This is a genomic window from Buttiauxella cochleicola (assembly GCF_021283185.1).
Classification (GTDB): Bacteria; Pseudomonadota; Gammaproteobacteria; order Enterobacterales; family Enterobacteriaceae; genus Buttiauxella; species Buttiauxella massiliensis.
This window is the reverse complement of sequence record NZ_JAJSOS010000005.1, coordinates 80,975-103,555: the sequence shown is the minus strand read 5'-3', so window position 1 is coordinate 103,555 and position 22,581 is coordinate 80,975. Positions and strand designations below refer to the sequence as shown.

The 22,581-nt window shown below is 50.7% G+C and carries 23 protein-coding genes, 1 riboswitch and 1 other annotated feature; of the genes, 11 read left to right on the top strand and 12 right to left on the bottom strand.

All coding sequences use genetic code 11. From position 1 onward, the window contains the following. Nucleotides 1-2: 2 nt before the first annotated feature. Both cbiB and LVQ76_RS09170 read right to left on the bottom strand, forming a co-directional pair. The gene (gene cbiB, locus LVQ76_RS09175) at nt 3-962 is read right to left on the bottom strand and encodes an adenosylcobinamide-phosphate synthase CbiB (protein ID WP_232921481.1); all 960 of its coding nucleotides are present in this window, start codon (nt 960-962) and stop codon (nt 3-5) included. Then, nucleotides 959-2,341 (bottom strand): cobyrinic acid a,c-diamide synthase CobB, encoded by a 1,383-nt coding sequence (locus tag LVQ76_RS09170; protein ID WP_232904288.1) that lies wholly within the window; start codon nt 2,339-2,341, stop codon nt 959-961. Before LVQ76_RS09170 ends, cbiB begins: the two co-directional genes overlap by 4 nt. A gap of 228 nt (nt 2,342-2,569) precedes the next feature. Then, nucleotides 2,570-2,749, bottom strand: a riboswitch (cobalamin riboswitch). 159 nt (nt 2,750-2,908) lie between these two features. Between LVQ76_RS09170 and LVQ76_RS09165 the strand changes: the two genes are divergently transcribed. Then, on the top strand, nt 2,909-3,769 hold the full coding sequence (locus LVQ76_RS09165) for a GHMP family kinase ATP-binding protein (RefSeq protein ID WP_232921572.1): 861 nt from the start codon (nt 2,909-2,911) through the stop codon (nt 3,767-3,769). A gap of 133 nt (nt 3,770-3,902) precedes the next feature. Here the strand turns inward: LVQ76_RS09165 and LVQ76_RS09160 are convergent, their stop codons facing one another. The 4 genes from LVQ76_RS09160 to dacD form a co-directional block, all read right to left on the bottom strand. Then, a complete protein-coding gene (locus tag LVQ76_RS09160) occupies nt 3,903-4,223 on the bottom strand; it encodes a DUF496 family protein (RefSeq protein ID WP_151994365.1) in 321 nt (106 codons plus the stop codon). A 206-nt stretch (nt 4,224-4,429) separates the two neighbouring features. After that, nucleotides 4,430-5,488, bottom strand: a complete 1,059-nt coding sequence (locus LVQ76_RS09155; protein WP_232865263.1) for an FUSC family protein — start codon at nt 5,486-5,488, stop codon at nt 4,430-4,432. An 88-nt stretch (nt 5,489-5,576) separates the two neighbouring features. Then, on the bottom strand, nt 5,577-6,047 hold the full coding sequence (gene sbmC / locus LVQ76_RS09150; protein WP_232865262.1) for a DNA gyrase inhibitor SbmC: 471 nt from the start codon (nt 6,045-6,047) through the stop codon (nt 5,577-5,579). Between the two features lie 204 nt (nt 6,048-6,251). Beyond that, nucleotides 6,252-7,418, bottom strand: a complete 1,167-nt coding sequence (dacD, locus tag LVQ76_RS09145) for a serine-type D-Ala-D-Ala carboxypeptidase DacD (protein ID WP_232865261.1) — start codon at nt 7,416-7,418, stop codon at nt 6,252-6,254. 265 nt (nt 7,419-7,683) lie between these two features. On the opposite strand from dacD, the gene sbcB reads away from it, so the two are divergent. After that, complete coding sequence (sbcB, locus tag LVQ76_RS09140; RefSeq protein ID WP_232921480.1) at nt 7,684-9,111, top strand: exodeoxyribonuclease I; 1,428 nt, start codon at nt 7,684-7,686, stop codon at nt 9,109-9,111. Nucleotides 9,112-9,157: 46 nt separating this feature from the next. Here the strand turns inward: sbcB and LVQ76_RS09135 are convergent, their stop codons facing one another. The 5 genes from LVQ76_RS09135 to LVQ76_RS09120 all read right to left on the bottom strand — a co-directional run bounded on the left by LVQ76_RS09135 (nt 9,158) and on the right by LVQ76_RS09120 (nt 13,946). Beyond that, nucleotides 9,158-10,522 (bottom strand): APC family permease, encoded by a 1,365-nt coding sequence (locus tag LVQ76_RS09135; protein WP_151994370.1) that lies wholly within the window; start codon nt 10,520-10,522, stop codon nt 9,158-9,160. After that, on the bottom strand, nt 10,512-10,574 hold the full coding sequence (yoeI, locus tag LVQ76_RS22385) for a membrane protein YoeI (protein ID WP_115631794.1): 63 nt from the start codon (nt 10,572-10,574) through the stop codon (nt 10,512-10,514). Before yoeI ends, LVQ76_RS09135 begins: the two co-directional genes overlap by 11 nt. A 153-nt stretch (nt 10,575-10,727) precedes the next feature. Further along, nucleotides 10,728-12,026 carry a 4-aminobutyrate--2-oxoglutarate transaminase gene (gene gabT, locus LVQ76_RS09130; protein WP_232921479.1) on the bottom strand — a complete coding sequence of 433 codons (1,299 nt, stop codon included), beginning with the start codon at nt 12,024-12,026 and terminating at the stop codon, nt 10,728-10,730. A gap of 139 nt (nt 12,027-12,165) precedes the next feature. Further along, nucleotides 12,166-13,080 (bottom strand): LysR substrate-binding domain-containing protein, encoded by a 915-nt coding sequence (locus LVQ76_RS09125; RefSeq protein WP_232865258.1) that lies wholly within the window; start codon nt 13,078-13,080, stop codon nt 12,166-12,168. Nucleotides 13,081-13,118: 38 nt separating this feature from the next. Beyond that, nucleotides 13,119-13,946, bottom strand: a complete 828-nt coding sequence (locus LVQ76_RS09120) for an SDR family oxidoreductase (RefSeq protein ID WP_232921478.1) — start codon at nt 13,944-13,946, stop codon at nt 13,119-13,121. A 197-nt stretch (nt 13,947-14,143) separates the two neighbouring features. On the opposite strand from LVQ76_RS09120, the gene hisL reads away from it, so the two are divergent. The 9 genes from hisL to hisIE all read left to right on the top strand — a co-directional run bounded on the left by hisL (nt 14,144) and on the right by hisIE (nt 21,378). Further along, nucleotides 14,144-14,194 carry a his operon leader peptide gene (hisL, locus tag LVQ76_RS09115; RefSeq protein ID WP_193216250.1) on the top strand — a complete coding sequence of 17 codons (51 nt, stop codon included), beginning with the start codon at nt 14,144-14,146 and terminating at the stop codon, nt 14,192-14,194. Continuing rightward, nucleotides 14,170-14,292 (top strand) — a sequence feature (His leader region). It overlaps the preceding gene by 25 nt. Before the next feature lie 35 nt (nt 14,293-14,327). Further along, the gene (hisG, locus tag LVQ76_RS09110; protein ID WP_064545284.1) at nt 14,328-15,227 is read left to right on the top strand and encodes an ATP phosphoribosyltransferase; all 900 of its coding nucleotides are present in this window, start codon (nt 14,328-14,330) and stop codon (nt 15,225-15,227) included. Nucleotides 15,228-15,231: 4 nt separating this feature from the next. Then, entirely contained in the window at nt 15,232-16,539 is a 1,308-nt protein-coding gene (gene hisD / locus LVQ76_RS09105) for a histidinol dehydrogenase (protein ID WP_232904293.1), read from the top strand. Continuing rightward, a complete protein-coding gene (gene hisC, locus LVQ76_RS09100) occupies nt 16,536-17,618 on the top strand; it encodes a histidinol-phosphate transaminase (protein WP_232921477.1) in 1,083 nt (360 codons plus the stop codon). Before hisD ends, hisC begins: the two co-directional genes overlap by 4 nt. Then, entirely contained in the window at nt 17,615-18,682 is a 1,068-nt protein-coding gene (gene hisB, locus LVQ76_RS09095; RefSeq protein WP_232921476.1) for a bifunctional histidinol-phosphatase/imidazoleglycerol-phosphate dehydratase HisB, read from the top strand. The genes hisC and hisB overlap by 4 nt, the downstream gene beginning before the upstream one ends. Continuing rightward, nucleotides 18,682-19,272: an imidazole glycerol phosphate synthase subunit HisH gene (gene hisH / locus LVQ76_RS09090; RefSeq protein ID WP_232921475.1), complete on the top strand. Its 591-nt coding sequence runs from the start codon at nt 18,682-18,684 to the stop codon at nt 19,270-19,272. Before hisB ends, hisH begins: the two co-directional genes overlap by 1 nt. Nucleotides 19,273-19,277: 5 nt before the next feature. Beyond that, a complete protein-coding gene (gene hisA / locus LVQ76_RS09085) occupies nt 19,278-20,015 on the top strand; it encodes a 1-(5-phosphoribosyl)-5-[(5-phosphoribosylamino)methylideneamino]imidazole-4-carboxamide isomerase (RefSeq protein WP_232921474.1) in 738 nt (245 codons plus the stop codon). Continuing rightward, a complete protein-coding gene (gene hisF / locus LVQ76_RS09080; protein ID WP_064554775.1) occupies nt 19,997-20,773 on the top strand; it encodes an imidazole glycerol phosphate synthase subunit HisF in 777 nt (258 codons plus the stop codon). The genes hisA and hisF overlap by 19 nt, the downstream gene beginning before the upstream one ends. Beyond that, nucleotides 20,767-21,378: a bifunctional phosphoribosyl-AMP cyclohydrolase/phosphoribosyl-ATP diphosphatase HisIE gene (hisIE, locus tag LVQ76_RS09075; RefSeq protein ID WP_232921473.1), complete on the top strand. Its 612-nt coding sequence runs from the start codon at nt 20,767-20,769 to the stop codon at nt 21,376-21,378. The genes hisF and hisIE overlap by 7 nt, the downstream gene beginning before the upstream one ends. Nucleotides 21,379-21,431: 53 nt before the next feature. On the opposite strand, the gene wzzB is transcribed toward hisIE, so the two are convergent. Continuing rightward, nucleotides 21,432-22,415, bottom strand: a complete 984-nt coding sequence (wzzB, locus tag LVQ76_RS09070) for an LPS O-antigen chain length determinant protein WzzB (RefSeq protein ID WP_232921472.1) — start codon at nt 22,413-22,415, stop codon at nt 21,432-21,434. Between the last annotated feature and the right edge of the window lie 166 nt (nt 22,416-22,581).

The following is a 22,581-nucleotide window of genomic DNA, read 5'->3' as shown; positions in this document are numbered from 1 at the left end:
CCTTAAGCTATGCCAGGTGCAAGTACGCGCAATGCGGCAAACAGCAGCAAAGCAAACAGCGAAGCCAACATCATGAGTTGAATGGTGCGAGTAATATCGTCAAGGGCAATGCCGCGCTGCTCATCCCCCATCCAGGGTTTTTCTACCCGCTCGCCAAAATAGGTGTTCGGCCCGCCCAGGCGGATACCCAGCGCACCGGCAACGGTAGCCTCAGGCCAGGCGCAGTTCGGACTGCTGTGTTGATAGCGGTCACGCCAGCCGATAAGCAGCGCCTGGCGAGGGTTGGCTCGCAAGAAAAAGGCCGCGAGGGTAAGCAGCAACCAGCTCAATCTTGCGGGAATGAAATTAGCGAGGTCATCAAGCCGGGCGCTGACATAACCAATGGCGCGATATTTTTCGGTTTTATAACCGATCATCGAATCGAGGGTATTGATAGCTTTGTAGGCCAGGGCAAGCGGTGCACCGCCAATCATCAGGAAAAACAGCGGCGCAATAACACCATCGACACTATTTTCTGCCACCGTTTCGACCACCGCACGGGTGATTTGCGGGCGCTCGAGTTGCGAAGTATCACGCCCGACTATCCAGGATAATTTCTCGCGACTCTCTTCTAGCGTGCCATCTTTGAGTGCGCGATAAACCTCGAGAGCCGCATCACTCAAGCAACGGGCGGCAAGTACGGTATAAATCATCCACACCTCAACCAGCCAGCCGAGCCACACAGATACCTGATTTGCGAGGTGCAATACTCCCCAACTCACACACCAGGTCGAACCCACCACAACCAGCCATAACACGCCGCCGCCGATTTTCAGCGCGCGGTCGCTTTTGCAGCACCGGCGTATCTGGCGCTGCGTAAAGCTGATGAGATTGCCAATCCAGCGCACCGGATGTGGCCAGTGATGCGGGTCGCCGAGCCAATAATCCAGTAACCACGCGACAGCCCACGCAAGAAGTGTCATAGGTGATTCCTCGCAAGTGCTAACCAGTGATTGAGTAACGATGGACGTTGAGCGAAATGAACATGCAGGTAACTTGCAAAGGTCGCATGATGCTGAAAACCGCCCTGCCAGCGCGAAATAGCTACACCATCGCGCCATTTGCAACAATCGAGAGCGGCAGGTAATGAGCCGCTAAAATCGGAGTAGTGAAACTCATGGCCGCGCAGGGTTTCGCCTTTTTTGGCAAGTAACGTGTCGTGTAATGCCGTGGCTTCGCAGTAGCCAAAACGCGTCAGCCGTTTGCCCATCTGACTGTGACCAGGCAATACGCCACACATGGCATGGGTTTCCTCATTCCCGTCAGTCAGAGATTCCCCCAGGTACATCAACCCGCCACATTCGGCGTACAGCGGAATTCGCTGCTGATGTGCCTTTTGCAGGGATTCACGCATTTTGATATTGGCGGCAAGTTTCTCGCCGTGTACTTCTGGATAGCCACCGCCGAGCCAAATCATTTGGCAATCAGGGAGTTTAGTGTCATGCAAGGGGCTAAAACGCTGGATTTTTACCCCTGCCTGCTCGAGTAATTCGAGGTTGTCCGGGTAATAAAAGTTGAAGGCTTCATCTTCGGCAAGTGCAAGCGTAAGCCCATCAGCCAGTGCCGCATCAGGAATAACCGGCGCTTCGCCTTGTGGCAGCGAGTTCAGGCGAGATAAATTTAACAGGAGGTCAATGTTGACGGTTTCTTCGAGCTGTTGCGCCAGCTGCTGCCAGCGTTCATCTTGCGGCGCATTTTCTTGGGCAGGAACGAGTCCGAGATGTCGTGCAGGCAAAGCCACATCGGCCATGACAGGTACGCGGCCAAGCACCGGAATACCACAATAACGGGTGATGGCATCGGCAAGTAATTGATAATGGCTATCGCTGTTGACGCGATTAAGAATAACGCCCGCGATATTTAACGTTGGGTCAAAGCGTTGGAAACCCATTACCGTTGCAGCAATAGAAGTGGAGACAGCTTTACCGTCCACCAGCAAAATCACCGGGCAACCGAGCTGTTTTGCCATTGCAGCACTGCTGCAATAGTTGGGGTCAGTTCCGTAACCATCGTACAGCCCCATCACGCCTTCGATAACGGCGACATCAGCGTGCTGCATTTGTTTTGCAAACAGACCATTAAGCGTTGGCGTGGGCAGCATAAACGCATCGAGATTGCGTGAGGCAATGCCAGACACAGCACTGTGCCAGCCGCTATCGAGGTAATCGGGGCCGATTTTGAAAGGTTGAACGCGCAGGCCGCGCAGCATGAGGGCACGAAGCAGCCCGAGCGTGACGGTGGTTTTGCCACAGCCGCTGCTGGTTCCTGCAATGACGAATGCGTGTTTCGCTGCCCCTGCCATAATTGCCTTTTTACTTACTTCGGCAAAATGCGGATGTCAGCACGTGCGCGCACCTTGCGGCTGCACGCATCTGATGACAACTGGCTTCCCACCGAAGGAGTTGTTTAAAATATTACCCGGAATAATTCGAGGAGCAGGAAGGCGGCAATCGAGCAAATCCCGATGAGCTTACTGTAGTAAGTGATTCGGGTTTGTGAGTGCAGCCAATGCACCTGCAACTTGAAGTATGACGGGTACGGCTGACAAGTCGGTCTTCTGGCTTAGCGTCACTCTCGCCCGCCCTTCCCAATCAAAGATCAGTGGTTACGCGGGTTCGTCGGCATCACAGCAGCGGGGGCTGCGGGGGATTGTCACCCCCTTCCCAGCCATGTTTGACACATGGCATAAACGAGTCAGTTGTATCGTGCATGATTCTCAAATTATCATGCACGCAAATGTATTAAAGCTGACACAGTGTAAAAGCTAATAGATATTGAGTGTTGCGCTATAACAATTTTTACTGATTTTTTAGGCATTGTGCCGAAGAAGATGAAATGAATTTCACGATAACAAATGGTTGCTCTCACGATGTCTGAAGCGCGTTGCCCGGCGTCCTGCGGTGAATTAATTCAGGGCTGGATAGATGGCGGGGAAAAACTGGTGTCCTGCCCGATAGACTGGTTTAGCACCGTTGAAGTCAGTGAAGGCAAGAGGCTCTCCGACGAGCGGCCCCGAATGCGCCAGATGCTGGAGTGCGTCGTCGCGTACTTTGGCTATTCCATTGCGCTAGCAAACAGCCTGAGCATTAATCTGGAATCAACGGTTCCGGTCGGGAAAGGTCTTGCCAGTAGCACTGCGGATATTGCCGCCACAGCAGTTGCTACCGCGCGTCATTTAGGTGAAATGCTGGATGAGTCCACGCTTGCCACTTTATGCGTACAACTAGAACCAACGGACAGCACGATTTTTCGCAAGCCAACCCTTTTTGACCATATCCAGGCACAAGTACAAATTAGCTGCCAGACCACGCCAATGCTGGAAATTCTGCTGCTTGAAAGCAATACCACGCTTTTGACGGAGGATTATCATCGTTACGAACGGGAATCAGTGTTAATCCGTAACGCGGGCTTACTGGATAACGCCTGGCAGACGCTACAACGCAGTTGCCGACAACAAGATGCCCGGTTGTTAGGTGAAGCCACTACAATGAGTGCCAAAGCCTGCCAGCAACTGTTAGTAAAACCCATGTTTTCCCAACTATTAGCCCTGGTCGAAGAGTCAGATTTGTACGGGTTAAATGTGGCGCATAGCGGCAGTGTGGTGGGATTGATGCTTGATACCAGTAAGCATGATGTTGAGAAGATGCTCTGGCTGATAAAGCATTTAGAGATTGATAGGCATTATCCGCAGCAGCATCTGGTAAAGATGATAGAGGGCGGAGTGCGCTGAGTTGTTGCGAAAAAAAACCGCCGAACCGGCGGTTTTCACAATTAACACTATTTACCCTAAATAATTCGAGTTGCATTAAAGCGGTAAGTGAACGCAGCTAACACACAGGCAGCTCGAAGTATGACGGGTAAATTTAGTCGGGTTTGATTTCACCCATCACTTTCAGTTTTTTGGAAATTTCACGACGCTCTTTAGACAGTTCAGCATTCTTGATGATGTAATCATCAACACGGTCTTCGTAGTCGGTTTTCATGCTGGCAATGATGCCCTGTATAGCTTCAATGCTCATACCTGGCTTAATGTAGTCACTCAGGTTATCAAGCAGCAGAACACGTTTTGAGTTATCACGGATCTTTTTCTGAACGTCCTGAATCTCACGCTGCAGTTTGTTTTTACGACGGAACAGACGCACAAACTCAAGCACGTCCTGGAAAGAAGGTTTAGTTGGTTCCATTTTTTTACCCCTGCTAATTACATACTCGGATTCGTTAAGACAACCGCCATAGGATTACCTTAATGGTAGCGGCGGCCGCTGACAATTCTTTTATCCCCGTCTGTTCCGGGCTCTATAACCAAACAGTACAGGCGATTAGTCTCTTTCGCTATCTTAACCTCAATTGGTGCTGAATCGAAACCAGCAATTCGCTCCGCACCCCGCAATTATTTACGTAACGCGCGGCAGATCAACTGCGAGAGTAATTCCAGTTGACGAGCAAGCTCCAGACTCAACCAGACATAACCGTGAATTGGGGTTTCCTGAAGTTTCCCATTTCCACCTTCCTGCATAAGCTGGCGCAACTCACTGACGATCTCAGTCAGCTTTTCATTATTCGCAGAAATCGGTGATGGGTTGCCGTCATGCAATGCATGAGCAATCGCAGCAAGTGTGCGTTGCGTCATCTGCTGAGTATCACGCAGAGTATGAGCATTGATCATCAGGAAATGGCTCTCTCGGGAAGCCCAGTAAGCATTGATTTGCAGCTCAAGCGTGCACACCATATTACGGCTGACAGTTTGTATCGCTTCGAAAATTGATTTCTGGATGTGGGTTTCTTTGCTGCTCGGCCCAATCAGCGCGCGCATTTTCACTACATCGGTCAACACCTGATGCAGGTGTTTTTCCAGACGCGGGCGCTCCAGCAAGTTCGGCGAAAAACCTGCGTTATAAACCCGGCCAAAGGCGGTGACGAAATTCGCCATTTGAATGCGCCAGTGGATAAACGCACGCTGCGGATAAATACTGGTAAATAGCATTGCGAGTAGTGATCCGAAGATAACATCACCGCTACGCCACATCGCAATTTCCATATCCCCAGCCGGAGCACCCACCACGACCGCTAGGGTAATACCAATCAGCAGAGCCTGATACGGGCGTTTCCCCAGCGCCAGGTAACCGCAAATAAACATAGCAAAAGCGCACCAAACCAGCATCAGCGGCAGAGAAAACAGCTCCAACCTTAGTGCAATAAGCCCCATGGTTGCGCCACAAATGGTACCGCCAATACGTTCAAAGGCGCGAGGTACTACATTTCCCCAGAAGGATATTGGCCCCATCACCACCACTAAAGTGATTAATGGCCACGTGCCCTCCGGAACTTTCAGAAGATGTACGATGAGAAAGGTAAGAACAAATGCCAGCGCGATACGAACGCCGTGCACAATTCGGTAGTTGCGATAAACACGCAGTTCAAACGGGCTTAGTGATTTGTCGGGGCGCACACCCGGCTCTCCTGAAACAAAAGCGTGATTGTACCTGTTTTTTTAGTGTGGGCATCACAAAGTTAGGGGGCTTGAGCCCCCTTCGCCTTTAGACTTGATCTGCTACCGGGATATACATATCAACTTCCCACACTCCACTCTCAGAGCCATCATTCAGGTAGTGCTCAAAGCAAGGTTTGCCGGTTAACTGGTAACGGTTATCAGCAAGGAGACTATCAAAGAAGATATTCCATGGTTTTGCAAAATCGCCGTCGTCGACTTTTGCACGCGCGACCGCATATTGCCCTGCTTCAATGCGTGTAGTGATGACACCTTCACTGTTTTCAGGCACGGTAAAATCTTCCGCAACGGATACAACCGTATCGCAACGAAGCTTTTCTGCAGGCACGACATCTGGGTTATCGTAGTAAACCGCCAGCCACTCTTCACCGACGACTTTATGCGATTTAACCCATAGAGAAAGTTGCTCAAATCCTTGTTGAACCGTTTTTTCCCACGGCCCTACCATATGAAAACCCGCTACTTTTCGCTCATGAACTTGTTGTACGTTAAATTCCATATGACCTCCTGACCCGATTAAAAGTACTGTATATAAATACACCACTCTATTGCAGGGAAGCAATCCTTTGGCAGGGTGATGTGGTTACTTTGCGAGCAAGATCGCTTTTCGCCAATAGATCGTAGTACAGACGAGAAGCGCAGGTTAGAACTAAATGCGAAAAAAAGGCCAACATAAAGTCAGCCTGTTGAAATTTTTAAGCAACTACAGCTTGTGGCTCAGATAATCACTAAATCGCGACCATGCACTGCCCTTTTTAACATCTGTTAGCGTTACCAGCGGCCAGTGTGCAATCAACTTGTCGCGGTCAAACAGTTCAATTTCACCAACATGTTGGTTAGCGGCGACAGGCGCTTCCATCTCCGGGTTATCAAGGACATATTTGGCTTTAATGTTTGGAACTTCTGATTTTGGCAGCGCCAGATAGACATCCTGATTGGTGCCGACTTCAACTTTCTTTTGGTCGCCATACCAGACTGTTTCGGTGCCAATTTTTTTGCCTTTATGCAGCACCTGCACAGTATCAAAATTATCCTGACCCCAATGCAGCAGTTTACGCGCCTGATCCTCGCGGCCTTTCGAGCTTTCCGCACCCATGACAACGGCAATTAAGCGGCGCTCGCCATCAACACTTGAAGCGATAAGATTAAAGCCTGCACTGGCAGTGTGCCCGGTTTTCAAACCATCCACATTCAGCCCCTTATCCCACAATAGGCCATTGCGGTTCTGCTGCGTGATGCCATTCCACGTGAGGCTACGCTCGCTATACATATGATAAAAATCAGGCTCGCCGTGAATAATGGCGCGAGAAAGTACCGCAAGATCGTATGCCGAGCTATGCTGGCCAGGCGCATCGAGGCCGTGAACCGTTTCGAAATGGGTATCGCGCAGATGTAACTGCTGCACGTATTTGTTCATCAGGGCCACAAATTGTGGCTGCCCGCCAGCGACGTAATCGGCTAACGCGACACAAGCGTCGTTCCCGGAATCAATAATCAGCCCGCGGCTCAAGTCATGAACCGTTAATCTGTCACCTGCTTTCAAAAACATCAGCGACGAACCGTCAAAAACCGGATTCCCTTTCGCCCAGGCATCTTTACCTACGGTGACCATATCGTTTGCCGAGATACGCCCGCTATCAATGGCGCGATCCACCACATAGCCGGTCATCAGTTTGGTCAGACTCGCCGGGTTGCGTCGCACATGTTCATTTTGCGCTGTCAGTATTTGCCCGGTGGTGTAATCCATCAACACCCACGATCCCGCCTGGATCTGTGGAGGTGGTGGTGCATTAACAAAGGTATCGTCGGCAAAAGCGGAGTGAGCAACAAAAGAAAGCAATGAACAGGCAGCAAATAGACGGATCTTCAACGATATACCCTCGGAAACAATAAATTCAGCCGCTTCTTTTACTGGAGTTTGCGATAATTTTCGCGATTAAATTGCAAAAAGTTATGAATAATCAAATTTGCATACGGGCGTTGAATGCTTTTCACGGTGGTGCAGGAGGCTTATTAATGGTTTACCATGCACTTATGCAACACCTGATAATCAAAATGGAAACATGGAGAGGGTTTTAGTGGTATTTCAGTTTAATAACAGTAAGTTAAACAACACTCAAGGGCGGGAATAAGCCGTGGAAAATTCAACGCAACAACCGACCTTCCTCTTTCATGATTATGAAACCTTCGGCAAAAGCCCATCCCTTGACCGACCGGCGCAATTTGCAGCGATTCGTACTGATGACCAATTCAATGTTATCGGTGATCCTGAAGTTTTCTATTGCAAACCCGCTGATGACTACCTTCCACAGCCAGAAGCTGTGATGATTACCGGTATTACACCACAACACGCACTGGCTCAGGGCGTGAATGAAGCAGATTTTGCCAAACGTATTCACAATATCTTTACCGTGCCGAAAACCTGCGTGGTCGGCTACAACAACGTGCGCTTCGACGATGAAGTAACGCGCAATATTTTCTACCGTAACTTTTACGACCCATACGGCTGGAGCTGGCAGAACGATAATTCGCGCTGGGATTTGCTCGATGTGATGCGCGCCTGCTATGCCCTGCGCCCGGAAGGGATTGTCTGGCCGGAAAACGACGAGGGGCTGCCGAGTTTCCGCCTCGAGCATTTGACCAAAGCCAACGGTATTGAACATGCGAACGCGCACGATGCGATGTCTGATGTATACGCCACTATCGCGATGGCGCAATTAGTTAAGACTCGCCAGCCACGGCTGTTTGAGTACCTTTACAGCCATCGTTCCAAACACAAACTCACCACATTGATTGATATCCCGCAGATGAAACCACTGGTGCATGTTTCCGGGATGTTCGGCGCATGGCGTGGCAACACCAGTTGGATTGCACCGCTGGCCTGGCACCCGGATAACAAAAATGCGGTGATTATGGTCGATTTAGCAGGTGATATTTCGCCGCTGCTGGAACTGGACGCCGATACATTACGCGAACGTTTGTATACGCCGAAGGCCGCGCTTGGCGATGCGGCTGCGGTGCCAATTAAACTGGTGCATCTGAATAAATGCCCGGTGCTGGCGGTGGCTAATACGCTGCGCCCGGAAGATGCTGAACGTTTAGGAATCGATCGTAAGCATTGCCTGGATAACCTGAAGTTACTGCGCGAGCACCCTGTGGTACGTGAAAAAGCCGTTGCTATCTTTGCTGAAGCCGAACCTTTTGTACCATCTGATAATGTTGATGCGCAGCTTTATAACGGTTTCTTCAGTGATGCAGACCGTGCGGCGATGCGCATAGTGCTGCAAACCGATCCGCAAAATCTGCCCGCGCTGGATATCACTTTCGCCGATAAGCGTATTGAAAAGCTGTTGTTTAACTATCGCGCGCGTAATTTCCCAGGAACACTGGATGAAGCAGAACAACAGCGCTGGTTAGAACACCGCCGCGATGTGTTATCTCAGGAAGCGCTGCAAGCCTACGCGCAAGAACTGGAGGCGCTGTATAACCTGCATGAAGGGGACAAGGAAAAGACGGCCTTGCTTAAGGAGCTGTTTGAGTACGCGCAGTTTTTGGTAGGGTAATAGATAGCAAAAAGGCCGCTTTCGCGGCCTTCTTCGTATTTAGCTTTTACGCTAAATCTTCGTTGAATTGCGGAACCGGGTTACGGAAGCGGCGAGTCACGAAGGCCAGATAAGTCAGGCCAATGGCCGCCCAAATCAGCCCCAGAATCATCGAGCTTTCTTCCAGGTTAATCCACAACGCACCGACTGTCAGCGCACCACAAATTGGTAGCACCAGATAGTTGATGTGATCTTTGATGGACTTATTGCGCCCTTCACGAATCCAGAACTGGGAAATTACTGACAAGTTAACGAAGGTAAACGCCACCAGCGCACCGAAGTTAATCAACGCAGTGGCTGTTACCAGGTCAAACTTAACCGCAAACAGAGCAATGATACCGACCAGTACAACGTTGAGCGCCGGGGTACGCCATTTCGGGTGAATGTAGCCGAAGAAGCGCTCCGGGAACACGCCGTCACGGCCCATCACATACATCAGGCGAGAAACGCCCGCATGTGCCGCCATACCAGAAGCCAGAACAGTCACGCAGGAGAAAATCAGGATGCCGAACTGGAAGGCTTTACCTGCCACGAAGAGCATGATTTCTGGCTGCGATGCATCCGGATCTTTAAAGCGCGAGATGTCCGGGAAATACAGTTGCAGGAAGTAAGACACCACAACGAAGATCACGCCGCCAATTAAAGCAGTCAGGAAAATCGCTTTTGGGATAACGCGGCCTGCATCTTTGGTCTCTTCAGATAGAGAACTAATACCGTCAAAACCAAGGAACGAGAAGCATAGGATGGTCGCACCGGTAATCATCGGCACCACATTCGCATGTTCTGACCAGAATGGACGTGTACTGGTTAACGTACCTGCACCTTCGCCATTTGCCACACCGTAAATAACCAGACCGGTGATCACCACCATCACGATCATTTGCAGCACAACAATAAAGCTGTTGAAGTTAGCCACGGTTTTGATGCCGCGCAGGTTGGAGATAGTCATAAAGCCAACCAGCAGCACCACGAAAATCCACGAAGGGATAGACGGCACCAGGGCTTCAAAATAGATTTTTGCCAGCAGGATGTTGATCATCGGCATAAACAGATAATCAAGCAAGGCAGACCAACCCACCATAAAGCCAACCACCGGGTGGATTGCTTTTTGAGCGTAGGTATAGGCAGAACCCGCTGATGGGAAGCGGCGTACTAGCTTTCCATAACTTAACGCGGTGAACAAAATTGCCACAAGGGCAAACGCGTAAGCCGTAGCGACATGTCCGTCGGTAAGGCCAGATACAATCCCAAATGTATCGAACAAGGTCATAGGCTGCATATAAGCAAGGCCCATCATAACTACCGGAATGAGCGTAAGGCTCTTACGGAGTTCAACACGAGATTTTGCACCTGCGGTGACGTTAAGCGACATGGTCATTCCCCCAAACGGCGAATACCTGCGCAAAAGCAAAAAGCTGCCCCATCTGAATTTCCTCGGCGACACGACTGTCGTTTTTTAAAAGCTAGTATCTATCCGGTACGAAGCCCGGCCTCTTGGATTTTTGGCGTATGCCTGTTTGACTACTTGAACTTAATGCAAAAAAATAACCGACGCGTTTAACGTCGGTTTTTTGTTCTCATTTAGTGAGGCGCGTATTTTGCACTAATTCAAGGCAGGATGACAAGATATTGAGGCCTTCATTAACAATTTCTTTTTCAGCCGTTAACGGGACGAGAAAACGAATAACATTCGCTCTCACTCCGCATGACAGCAACACTAAACCTTTTCTGCCTGCTTCTTGCACAAGTACCTGTGTTAACTCTTTATTTGGGCGGTGGCTATCGCGCTCTTCCACCAACTCCATCGCGATCATGGCACCGTATCCGCGCACATCACCAATGCAGGTAAATTGCTCACTCATTTGCTGTAAACGATCAGTGATTAGCTCACCGATTTCCTGCGCCTTTTGATTGAGATTTTCTTGCTCAATGACATCAGTCACCGCCAGTGCCGCTGCAATCGCTACAGGCGAGCCGGCATAAGTACCACCCAAGCCGCCAGGCATCGCTTTATCGAACAGGGATTTTTTGCCGACGAGCGCTGAAAGTGGGAAGCCGCCTGCCAGGCTTTTTGCCATAGTGATGAGATCCGGCTCCACCTCACTATGTTCAATCGCAAACGTTTTACCCGTTCTGCAGAACCCACTTTGGATTTCATCTGCAATCAGAACGATGCCGTGCTTATCGCACAGCGCCCGCAGTTGTTTCATAAATGATGGTGACGCAGCATAGAAACCGCCCTCACCTTGCACCGGCTCAATAATGATCGCGGCGACTTCATCCGGCGAAACATCAGCAGCAAAAATACCCGCCAATGACGCCAGTGCCTGAGTGTCACTCACACCAAGATAGGCCGCTGGATAAGGTGCGTGATAAATGCCTGCCGGGAACGGACCATAGCCCTTTTTATACGGCTGAACTTTGCCCGTTAAGGCCATGCCCAGTAAGGTCCGGCCATGGAAGGCGCCACGAAATGCGATGATGGCCGAACGCCCCGTCGCAATACGCGCCACTTTAATGGCATTTTCAACCGCTTCCGCGCCGGTAGTGAGAAACAGTGTCTGGCATGGTTCGCTTATTGGCACCAGTTTGTTCAGCCGTTCGGCAAGCTCAATATAGTTGCCGTAAGGGGTCACCTGGAAACAAGGATGGGTAAATTTTTCAAGTTGTTGACGCACGGCGTCAATAACGGCCGGATGGTTATGCCCGGTATTTAGCACCGCAATACCAGAGGCAAAATCAATATAGCGTTTGCCTTCAACATCCCATAATTCGGCATTTTTCGCTTTTTCGATGTATACCGGCAGTGCATTGCCGACCCCATGAGGAACCGCCTGTTCACGCCGCGACTGCCATTGCTGATTGGTTTGCTTCATACAGACTCCTTGCGTGCAAAAAAACTCCGCAAAACAAAGCAGAGAAGAAAATTTAAACGCGAAGACATATTCAGAAGAAATAACGAGCCACTTTAAACAATAGATGTGAGCCTGGCGCTCTGCCACTCACCCAAAAGCATTATTTTTGCGTGGTTCCGTATACCAGTGCGATTTCGGGACTATTGACGATTTGCTCTCGCCACCATTCACTGGCAAGCCCGGCAGTCTGCTCATTCCAGCCAATCCATACCGGTACAAAAGGTACATGGGACACAACCTGCTTTTCCACCAGCACGCCACTTTCGATAAAACGCTGCGCCATGTAACGGGGTACGTAACCACAGCCAATACCACTGATTTGCAGCTCGAGTTTGGTTTTGAAATCAAAAACGGTGATCGCATCTTGTTCTTCGAGTAAATGCATCGAACGTGACGGCTCAAGACGCGATGTATCGCCAACTACCACGGCACGGCTGCGTTTGATAATCCGGCGAGTGAGTGGTTCTTCAGCTTCCGCAAGTGGGTGATGAGGTGCAACAACAAAGATACTTTCAAGTTGACCAAGGAGTGTAAAACCAAAACCGCTCAACGATGGTGGGTCGCTCATAGCGCCAACAATAATATCGGCCCGCCCTTCAGTGAGCGCTTCCCATGAACCGCCCAATACACCGTTGATGAATTTCAGCCGCGTCACGCTATAACTTTTGTAGAAAGCTTCAATAAGTGGAGTCAGCAACGAAAAGGGAAAAGAATCATCCACGCCAATCACCAGCTCGTTTTCCCATCCCTGATGAAGCTTGATAGCCTGCTGTTCCAGTTCGCGTACGGTATGCAGCACTTCGCGGCCTTTTTCCAGCAGAAGCTGACCCGTTCGCGTAAAACGCGCACGGTGGCCGGATCGGTCGAGTATTTGAATGTTGAGATCGTTTTCGAGTTTTTGAACGGTGTAACTGAGTGCGGAAGGCGTTTTAAAGAGCTTTGTTGCCGCAGCAGCAAAGCTCCCTTCTTTATCGAGGGTATCGAGAATTATCAGCACATCCAGCAGTGGTTTCATACTCGTTCCTGGAGGTCACGAGCAACACCCCACAGCGGTTACTGCATGGGCATTACCAGCGGGTTTGGATATTGATATTCAAACCCAAGTTCGTTGCAAATACGGTTGCCATCCACCAGCTTACCGTGGCCATTTTGCGTTTCAGTTCGAAAAACGGGTGCGTCTAAATTCATCTGCCGTGCCATCAAAGAGTAGAACTCGGCACGCGTTGGATGAGCCGGCGCACATAAATTATAGATGTGCCCGCCTTTCGGAGCCTGTAGCAACAGAGTAATTGCTGAAATAACATCCTCAAGGTGCACCAGATTCACCCCATGAGCACCGTTAGCCACATTAGTTTTCCCTGCCAGAAAACGACCAGGATGGCGTTCCGGCCCAACCAAACCCGCAAGACGCAAAATATCTACCGAGGTGCCAGGCAAATCATGCAGCCAGGTTTCAAGCTCTTTCAGCACCCGCCCACTGGCGCTAACGGGCTCAAGCGGCGAGGTTTCTTTCACGCTGCCTTCTGTTTCGCCATACACAGACGTGGAACTGGTAAAAATGATACGCGGGATATTATGAGCCAGTGCGCTATCAACAATTTCTTGTACCGCTTGCAGGTAAAAATCGTCACCATCGCCAGTACGACGAGCGGGCAGAGTGATCACCAGCGCATCAGCATCCAGTAATGCATCAAGATCGTCGCTGTCACAAACCAGCTCAGGAGTCAGTTGCAACTGATAACCGTCAATCCCACACATTCGCGCCGCTTCAACGCCATCGAGGGTCGTTTTACTCCCTGTCACTTGCCAGCCCCGCGCTGATAAAGACAACGCCAGTGGCATTCCCAGCCACCCTAACCCGACAATCGCAACCTTTTTCATGCCTTCTCTCCTGGATTGCAGCATATCTCTCTGCTGTGCTTTTTAGCCCTTTATTAAGGCTACGCCACGTTACGACAACTGACAATCAATGGCACTAAACAGAATATTAATTGAGGGGGTAAAAAGCCCTTGCACAAGGCACTGAATATGGTTTACGTTAAAAGCACATCATGAATAAACATTCATACGAGAATTTTATGACACGCGTTCAAACTACTACCCACCATCATCACCATCATCCTGACTAGTCTTTCAGGCGATGTGTGCTGGGAGACAGAAAAATCTTCCAGTGGTGCATGAACGAGTCAATAAGCCCCCGGAAGATTTCTTCCGGGGGCTTTTTTTTGGACGTCAGACAAGAATTTATTAGAGGGATTACTCATGTTAGACAATAACCGTTTACGCATAGCTATTCAGAAATCAGGCCGTTTAAGCGATGACTCACGCGAATTGCTCGCACGCTGTGGCATAAAAATCAACCTGCACACCCAGCGCCTGATTGCGTTAGCTGAAAACATGCCAATCGACATTCTGCGCGTGCGTGATGACGATATCCCTGGCCTGATTATGGACGGTGTGGTTGATCTGGGGATCATCGGTGAGAACGTGCTGGAAGAAGAGTTACTGACACGTCGCGCTCAGGGCGAAGACCCACGTTACTTTACCCTGCGCCGCCTGGATTTCGGCGGTTGCCGCTTTTCTCTGGCGATTTCCGTTGATGAGCCGTGGGACGGCCCGGCAAGCCTGAATAATAAGCGTATCGCGACCTCTTACCCTCACCTGTTGAAGCGCTACCTTGATGGCAAAGGTGTGCAGTTTAAATCTTGCCTGTTGAACGGTTCTGTTGAAGTGGCCCCGCGTGCGGGCCTGGCTGATGCAATCTGTGACCTGGTTTCTACCGGCGCAACACTCGAAGCTAATGGCCTGCGTGAAGTTGAAGTGATTTACCGCTCCAAAGCCTGCCTGATTCAACGCGACGGTGAAATGCCGGAAGCCAAACAGCAGTTAATCGACAAACTGATGACTCGCATCCAGGGTGTGATTCAGGCGCGTGAATCGAAATACATCATGCTGCATGCACCAAGCGAGCGCCTGGATGAAATTATTTCTCTGCTGCCAGGCGCTGAACGCCCAACTATTCTGCCGCTGGCTGGCGATCAACAACGTGTGGCAATGCATATGGTGAGCAGCGAAACGCTGTTCTGGGAAACCATGGAAAAACTGAAAGCGCTGGGTGCCAGTTCGATTCTGGTGTTACCAATTGAGAAGATGATGGAGTAACACCATGGCAAACTTCAATACGTTGATTAACTGGAATGAGTGCGATGCAGCGGCGCAACAGGCTTTGCTGACCCGTCCGGCGATTTCTGCCTCCGAAAGCATTACCCGCACGGTGGCTGACATTCTTAATAATGTGAAAGCTAACGGTGATGCTGCATTGCGCGAATACAGCGCAAAGTTTGATAAAACAGATGTGCAGCAGCTGAAAGTCAGTGCGCAGGAAATTACCGATGCCGTTGCTCGTCTGGGTTCGGAGATTAAAGACGCGATGGCCGTTGCTGTCGCGAATATCGAAAAATTCCACGTGGCCCAGCAACTGCCAACCGTTGATATCGAAACCATGCCGGGTGTGCGTTGCCAGCAGGTTACGCGCCCGGTTGCCTCTGTTGGCCTTTATATTCCCGGTGGTTCCGCACCGCTGTTTTCAACCGTATTGATGCTTGCCACGCCTGCACGAATCGCGGGATGCAAAAAAGTAGTGCTGTGTTCACCTCCGCCGATTGCCGATGAAATTCTGTATGCCGCGCAACTTTGCGGTGTGCAGGAAGTGTTCCAGGTCGGCGGCGCGCAGGCCATTGCCGCACTGGCGCTGGGCACGGAAAGCATCCCGAAAGTGGATAAGATCTTCGGGCCAGGTAACGCGTTTGTGACCGAAGCCAAACGCCAGGTCAGCCAGCGTCTTGACGGCGCGGCTATCGACATGCCTGCTGGCCCATCAGAAGTTTTAGTCATCGCCGACAGCGGTGCAACGCCTGACTTTGTGGCATCGGATTTGCTTTCACAGGCCGAACACGGCCCGGACTCGCAAGTGATTCTGTTAACGCCGGATGCCGATATGGCACAAGCCGTTGCCGAAGCCGTTGAGCGCCAGCTAGCCGCTCTGCCACGTGCTGAAACCGCTCGCAAAGCGCTGGAAAGCAGCCGCCTGATTGTTGCCCGAGACCTCGAGCAATGCATTGAGATCTCCAACCAGTACGGTCCGGAACACCTGATTATTCAGACACGCAACGCCCGTGAGCTGGTCGATAGCATCACCAGTGCAGGTTCCGTGTTCCTCGGTGACTGGTCACCGGAATCGGCTGGCGACTACGCTTCTGGCACTAACCACGTGCTGCCGACGTATGGTTATACCTCAACGTGTTCAAGCCTTGGACTGGCTGATTTCCAGAAACGGATGACGGTTCAGGAACTCTCACCACAAGGTTTCGCAAGTCTTGCGAAAACGATTGAAACTCTGGCCGCCGCCGAGCTGCTGGATGCCCACAAAAATGCCGTTACCCTGCGAGTTGCAGCACTGAAGGAGCAAGCATGAGCATTGAAGAGTTAGCCCGCGAAAATGTCCGCGCCCTGACCCCTTACCAGTCGGCTCGCCGCCTGGGTGGCAATGGTGATGTGTGGCTGAACGCCAACGAATATCCAACTGCGGTTGAGTACGAACTGACTCAACAGACGCTGAACCGTTACCCGGAATGCCAGCCAAAACTGGTAATCGAGCGTTATGCCGAATACGCAGGCGTGAAACCTGAGCAAGTGCTGGTCAGCCGTGGCGCAGACGAAGGTATCGAACTGTTGATCCGCGCATTCTGCGAGCCGGGTAAAGATGCCGTTCTCTACTGCCCGCCGACATATGGTATGTACAGCGTCAGCAGCGAAGCCTTTAGCGTTGAGTGCCGCACCGTCCCTACACTTCCAGACTGGCAGCTTGATTTACCGGGCATTGCGGAAAATATTGAAGGCGTAAAAGTCATTTATGTTTGCAGCCCGAACAACCCAACGGGACAGTTAATCAACCCGCAGGATTTCCGCGTGCTGCTTGAAATGGCTCGCGGCAAAGCGCTGGTTGTGGCCGACGAAGCCTATATTGAGTTTTGCCCGCAGGCGACGCTGGCCGGTTGGCTGAATGAATATCCACACCTCGTAGTACTGCGCACACTTTCTAAAGCCTTTGCGTTGGCTGGCCTGCGTTGTGGCTTTACGCTCGCCAATGAAGAAGTGATTAACTTGCTGATGAAGGTCATCGCCCCTTACCCGCTTTCGACCCCGGTTGCGGATATTGCCGCTCAGGCGTTAAGCCCGCAGGGAATAAATGCAATGCGCGAGCGTGTCGCAGAAGTTCTGGTGAATCGCCAGTACCTGGTCACCGCGCTTAATGAAGTAGGTTGCGTAGAGCAAGTTTTCGACTCAGAAACCAACTATGTTCTGGCCCGCATCACCGCTTCAAGTGCAGTGTTTAAATCTCTGTGGGATCAGGGCATTATCTTACGTGACCAAAATAAACAACCATCGTTAAGCGGCTGCCTGCGGATAACCGTTGGCACCCGTTTAGAATGCGAGCGCACCATTGCTGCGCTGCGTGAACAACCAGGCCTGACGGCCACGGAGGGCGTGTGAGCCAGAAAATTCTTTTTATCGACCGTGACGGCACTTTAATTTCTGAGCCACCTTCAGATTATCAGGTGGACCGCATGGACAAACTGGCCTTTGAGCCAGCGGTGATCCCCGCCCTGCTGCAATTACAAAAAGCAGGCTACAAACTGGTTATGATTACTAATCAGGACGGTTTAGGTACCGAGAGCTTCCCGCAGGCGGATTTCGATGGCCCGCACAACCTGATGATGCAAGTGTTTACCTCGCAGGGTGTGAACTTTGACGACGTGCTGATCTGCCCGCACTTACCGGCAGATAATTGCGATTGCCGTAAGCCAAAAATTGCCATGGTGAACGGTTACCTGGAAGAAGGCATGCTGGATAAACCCAACAGTTATGTGATTGGCGACCGCGCGACAGATATTGAGCTGGCTGAAAATATGGGAATTCAGGGTTTACGCTACCACGGCGAAACACTGAACTGGCCGACCATCAGCGAAAAGCTGACTAAGCGTGACCGCTATGCCCACGTTGAACGTGCCACCAAAGAGACACAAATCGACGTGCAAGTCTGGCTCGACCGTGAAGGCGGAAGCAAAATTAACACTGGCGTCGGTTTCTTCGACCACATGCTGGACCAGATTGCTACCCACGGCGGTTTCCGCATGGATATCAGCGTAAAAGGCGATCTTTATATCGATGACCACCACACCGTTGAAGACACCGGTCTGGCGCTGGGCGAAGCGCTGAAAATCGCGCTCGGTGATAAACGTGGCATTACGCGTTTTGGCTTCACTTTGCCGATGGACGAATGCCTGGCCCGTTGTGCGCTGGATATTTCTGGCCGCCCGCACCTTGAATATAAAGCCGAGTATAACTTCCAACGTGTCGGCGATTTAAGCACCGAGATGGTTGAGCACTTCTTCCGTTCACTTTCTTACACCATGGGCGTGACGCTGCACCTGAAAACCAAAGGTAAAAACGACCACCATCGTGTCGAAAGCCTGTTTAAAGTCTTTGGCCGCACGTTGCGCCAGGCTATTAAAGTCGAAGGCGACACGCTGCCCTCCTCAAAAGGAGTGTTGTAATGAACGTGGTGATTCTGGACACAGGATGCGCCAACCTGCACTCGGTGAGGTCAGCAATTCAGCGCCACGGCTACGAGCCACTGGTTAGCCGCGATCCTGATGTGGTGCTGCGCGCCGATAAACTTTTTCTACCGGGCGTTGGAACAGCACAAGCGGCGATGGCTCAGATTCGTGAGCGCGACCTTATCGACCTGATCAAAGCTTGTACTCAACCCGTGCTGGGTATTTGCCTCGGTATGCAATTGCTGGGTTCGCGCAGCGATGAAAGCAACGGCATCGACATGCTCGGCATCATCGAGCAGCCAGTGCTAAAAATGGTCGACCATGGTTTGCCTTTGCCGCATATGGGCTGGAACCACGTCTATCCAAAAGCCGGTGACCGTCTGTTCCGCGGCATCGACGACGGTGATTATTTTTACTTCGTGCACAGCTACGCGATGCCTGTATGTGCAAACACCATCGCGCAGGCAAGCTACGGCGAAGCCTTCACAGCCGCCGTGCAAAAAGATAATTTCTTTGGCGTGCAGTTCCACCCGGAGCGCTCGGGTGCCGCAGGCGCAAAATTACTGAAAAACTTCCTGGAGATGTAAGCACCATGATTATTCCTGCTCTCGATTTAATTGACGGCACAGTGGTGCGCCTCCATCAGGGGGATTATGGCCAGCAACGCGATTACGGCAACGACCCATTACCGCGCCTGCAAGAGTACGAAGCGCAAGGTGCACAAGTGCTGCACCTGGTAGATTTAACCGGCGCGAAAGATCCCGCCAGGCGCCAGATCCCACTGATTAAAACGCTGGTTGCGGGCGTGAAGGTTCCGGTGCAAGTTGGCGGCGGTGTGCGCACGGAAGAAGATGTTGCCTCACTACTTGAAGCAGGTGTCGCGCGTGTCGTGGTTGGCTCAACAGCGGTGAAATCACCCGAAGTTGTCAAAGGCTGGTTTACCCGTTTTGGTGCTGATGCGCTGGTGCTGGCGTTAGATGTGCGCATCGACGAACAAGGCAATAAACACGTTGCCGTCAGCGGCTGGCAAGAAAACTCGGGGGTGTCTCTGGAAGAGCTGGTGGAGATGTATCTGCCCGTCGGCCTGAAACACGTGCTGTGTACCGATATTTCTCGCGACGGCACGCTGGCTGGCTCGAACGTCTCACTTTATGAAGAAGTTTGCGCGCGCTATCCGCAAGTCGCGTTCCAGTCTTCCGGTGGCATTGGCGGGCTTGATGATATCGCCGCGCTGCGCGGAACGGGCGTGCAGGGTGTGATTGTTGGGCGGGCATTGCTGGAAGGGAAATTCAACGTGACGGAGGCAATTTCATGCTGGCAAAACGGATAATTCCTTGCCTGGACGTACGCGACGGGCAAGTCGTGAAAGGTGTGCAATTCCGCAACCATGAAATCATTGGTGACATCGTACCACTCGCGCAACGTTACGCTGCCGAAGGTGCTGACGAACTGGTGTTCTACGATATCACCGCATCCAGCGATGGCCGTGTGGTTGATAAAAGCTGGGTGTCACGCGTGGCAGAAGTTATCGATATTCCTTTCTGCGTGGCGGGTGGCATAAAGTCGATTGAAGATGCCGCGCAGATTCTCTCTTTTGGCGCGGATAAAATTTCAATCAACTCCCCTGCTCTGGCTGACCCTGAACTGATTACCCGCCTGGCCGATCGTTTTGGCGTACAGTGCATCGTGGTCGGAATCGATACCTGGTTTGATAGCGAAACCGGCAAATATCACGTCAATCAATATACCGGCGATGAAAGCCGCACGCGCGTGACCACGTGGGAAACCGCAGATTGGGTGCAGGAAGTGCAAAAACGCGGTGCCGGGGAAATCGTTCTGAATATGATGAACCAGGATGGCGTGCGTAACGGTTACGACCTTGAGCAATTGAAGAAAGTACGTGAAGTTTGCCACGTGCCACTGATTGCCTCTGGCGGTGCGGGAACCATGGAGCACTTCCTGGAAGCCTTCCGTGATGCAGATGTTGACGGTGCACTGGCAGCCTCAGTGTTCCACAAACAAATTATTAATATTGGTGAGCTGAAACTTTATCTGGCTCAGCAAGGCGTGGAGATAAGAGTGTGCTAACAACAGAACAACAAGCTCAACTGGACTGGGAAAAAACCGATGGCCTGATGCCGGTCATCGTCCAGCACGCCAAATCCGGCGAAGTGCTGATGCTGGGATATATGAATCCGGAAGCTCTGGCGCAAACCATTGAAAGCGGAAAGGTCACCTTCTTCTCTCGTACGAAACAACGTTTGTGGACCAAAGGCGAAACTTCCGGCAATTTCCTGAATGTCGTAAACATCGCTCCAGACTGCGATAACGACACACTTCTTGTTCTGGCAAACCCAATAGGCCCAACCTGCCATTTAGGTACCTCAAGCTGCTTTGGTGAAACCCACCACGACTGGCACTTCCTGTACCAACTTGAGGAACTGCTGGCGTCACGCAAAACTGCCGATCCTGAAAGTTCGTATACCGCGAAGTTGTATGCGAGTGGAACCAAGCGTATCGCGCAGAAAGTCGGTGAAGAAGGCGTGGAGACCGCTTTGGCCGCAACGGTTAATGATCGTTTTGAGCTGAAGAATGAGGCGTCGGATTTGGTCTATCACTTGCTGGTGTTACTGCAGGATCAGGATTTGGATTTGAGCGCGGTGATTGAGAATTTGCGGGAAAGGCATAAGTAGGTTTACGTTGATGTGAAAAAGGCCGCGAAAGCGGCCTTTTTCACATTCTGACTCTAGGCATCAGGTTTGTAGTTACGTAGAGCATTGCGGCCTAACACTACACCAGCACCAACCATCCCACCTAACAACGTTGCCAATATCAATGTCAAAGCACGCTTCGGACTATCTCGACGAATTGGCAGAGTTGGTTTCATTACATAGCGGTAAGAATGGATTGTCGCAGGATCGATTTTCAAACTCTGAATATCAAGTAAGTTCTGTTTAGTCTGGTAGTAAGTAGATGAAAACACTAACGGGCGTGTAGCCTCATTTTTAATCATCGAAGACAGTGCTTCACTACCTAATAGAACCATTGTGTCTTGAGTAACATCAGAAGTTTGCTGTAGCTGAGGTGACGAAACCTTTGCTTCTGTCGCAAATTTAAGCGCCTCACTGATTTGCTTAATACGCAAATCTTTTTGTTCCTGCGCTACTTTTTGCTGAGTTTGCAAAGAGTCCTCAAGCGTCGAAATTTGCAGCTTAATATTGTCCTTAAGATCTGCGGCAAGCTCTTCACCAACCTGTTCATCAACTCGTTGTATATACTGAGCTACTTTAGCTCTAGCACCTTCAGGTGTGTTGTCGACATAACTAACTTTCAAGGGTAATTGCTGACCTTTAACAGAAGGTTCAACTGTGAGTTTTTCAGGCTCTTCCTGGTTATCTAACATTTCTGATAAAGCAGAAAGTGAGGAGCTTAAGCGACCGACAACTCTATTTTGCAGATCGGTAATATTAGGGGCAGCATTGCCATAAATAACGTTTAACGCATTGCTGTAGGTAGCAATTTGCGCAGCATCTGGTTGCGTAATAACCGTCGTAGAGGTCCATTTCTCTTTAGCGATAAACAGATAGATAACGGCAAGTACTATGGCCGCAACAACACAAGCAATAATGGTGGTTTTCCCTTTCCACAACTGCATTAAAACATCTATTAAATCGATTGTTTCGCCTGAATTCCCTGTTTGGCTATTTGTTACATTTTTATCTTGAATCATGATTACCCTAAAAAATCAGTTCACAAACCGCTAACATTTGTACGTTTTTAGTATAATCAGATAACAGAAAAATTGCCTGCGAAAGAGTAATGGTTTGTGTCGGAAAAAACCGAAAAACGCCCCTCAAATCATGGGGCTTTGTGAAAAAATACAATCCCTTATCAAC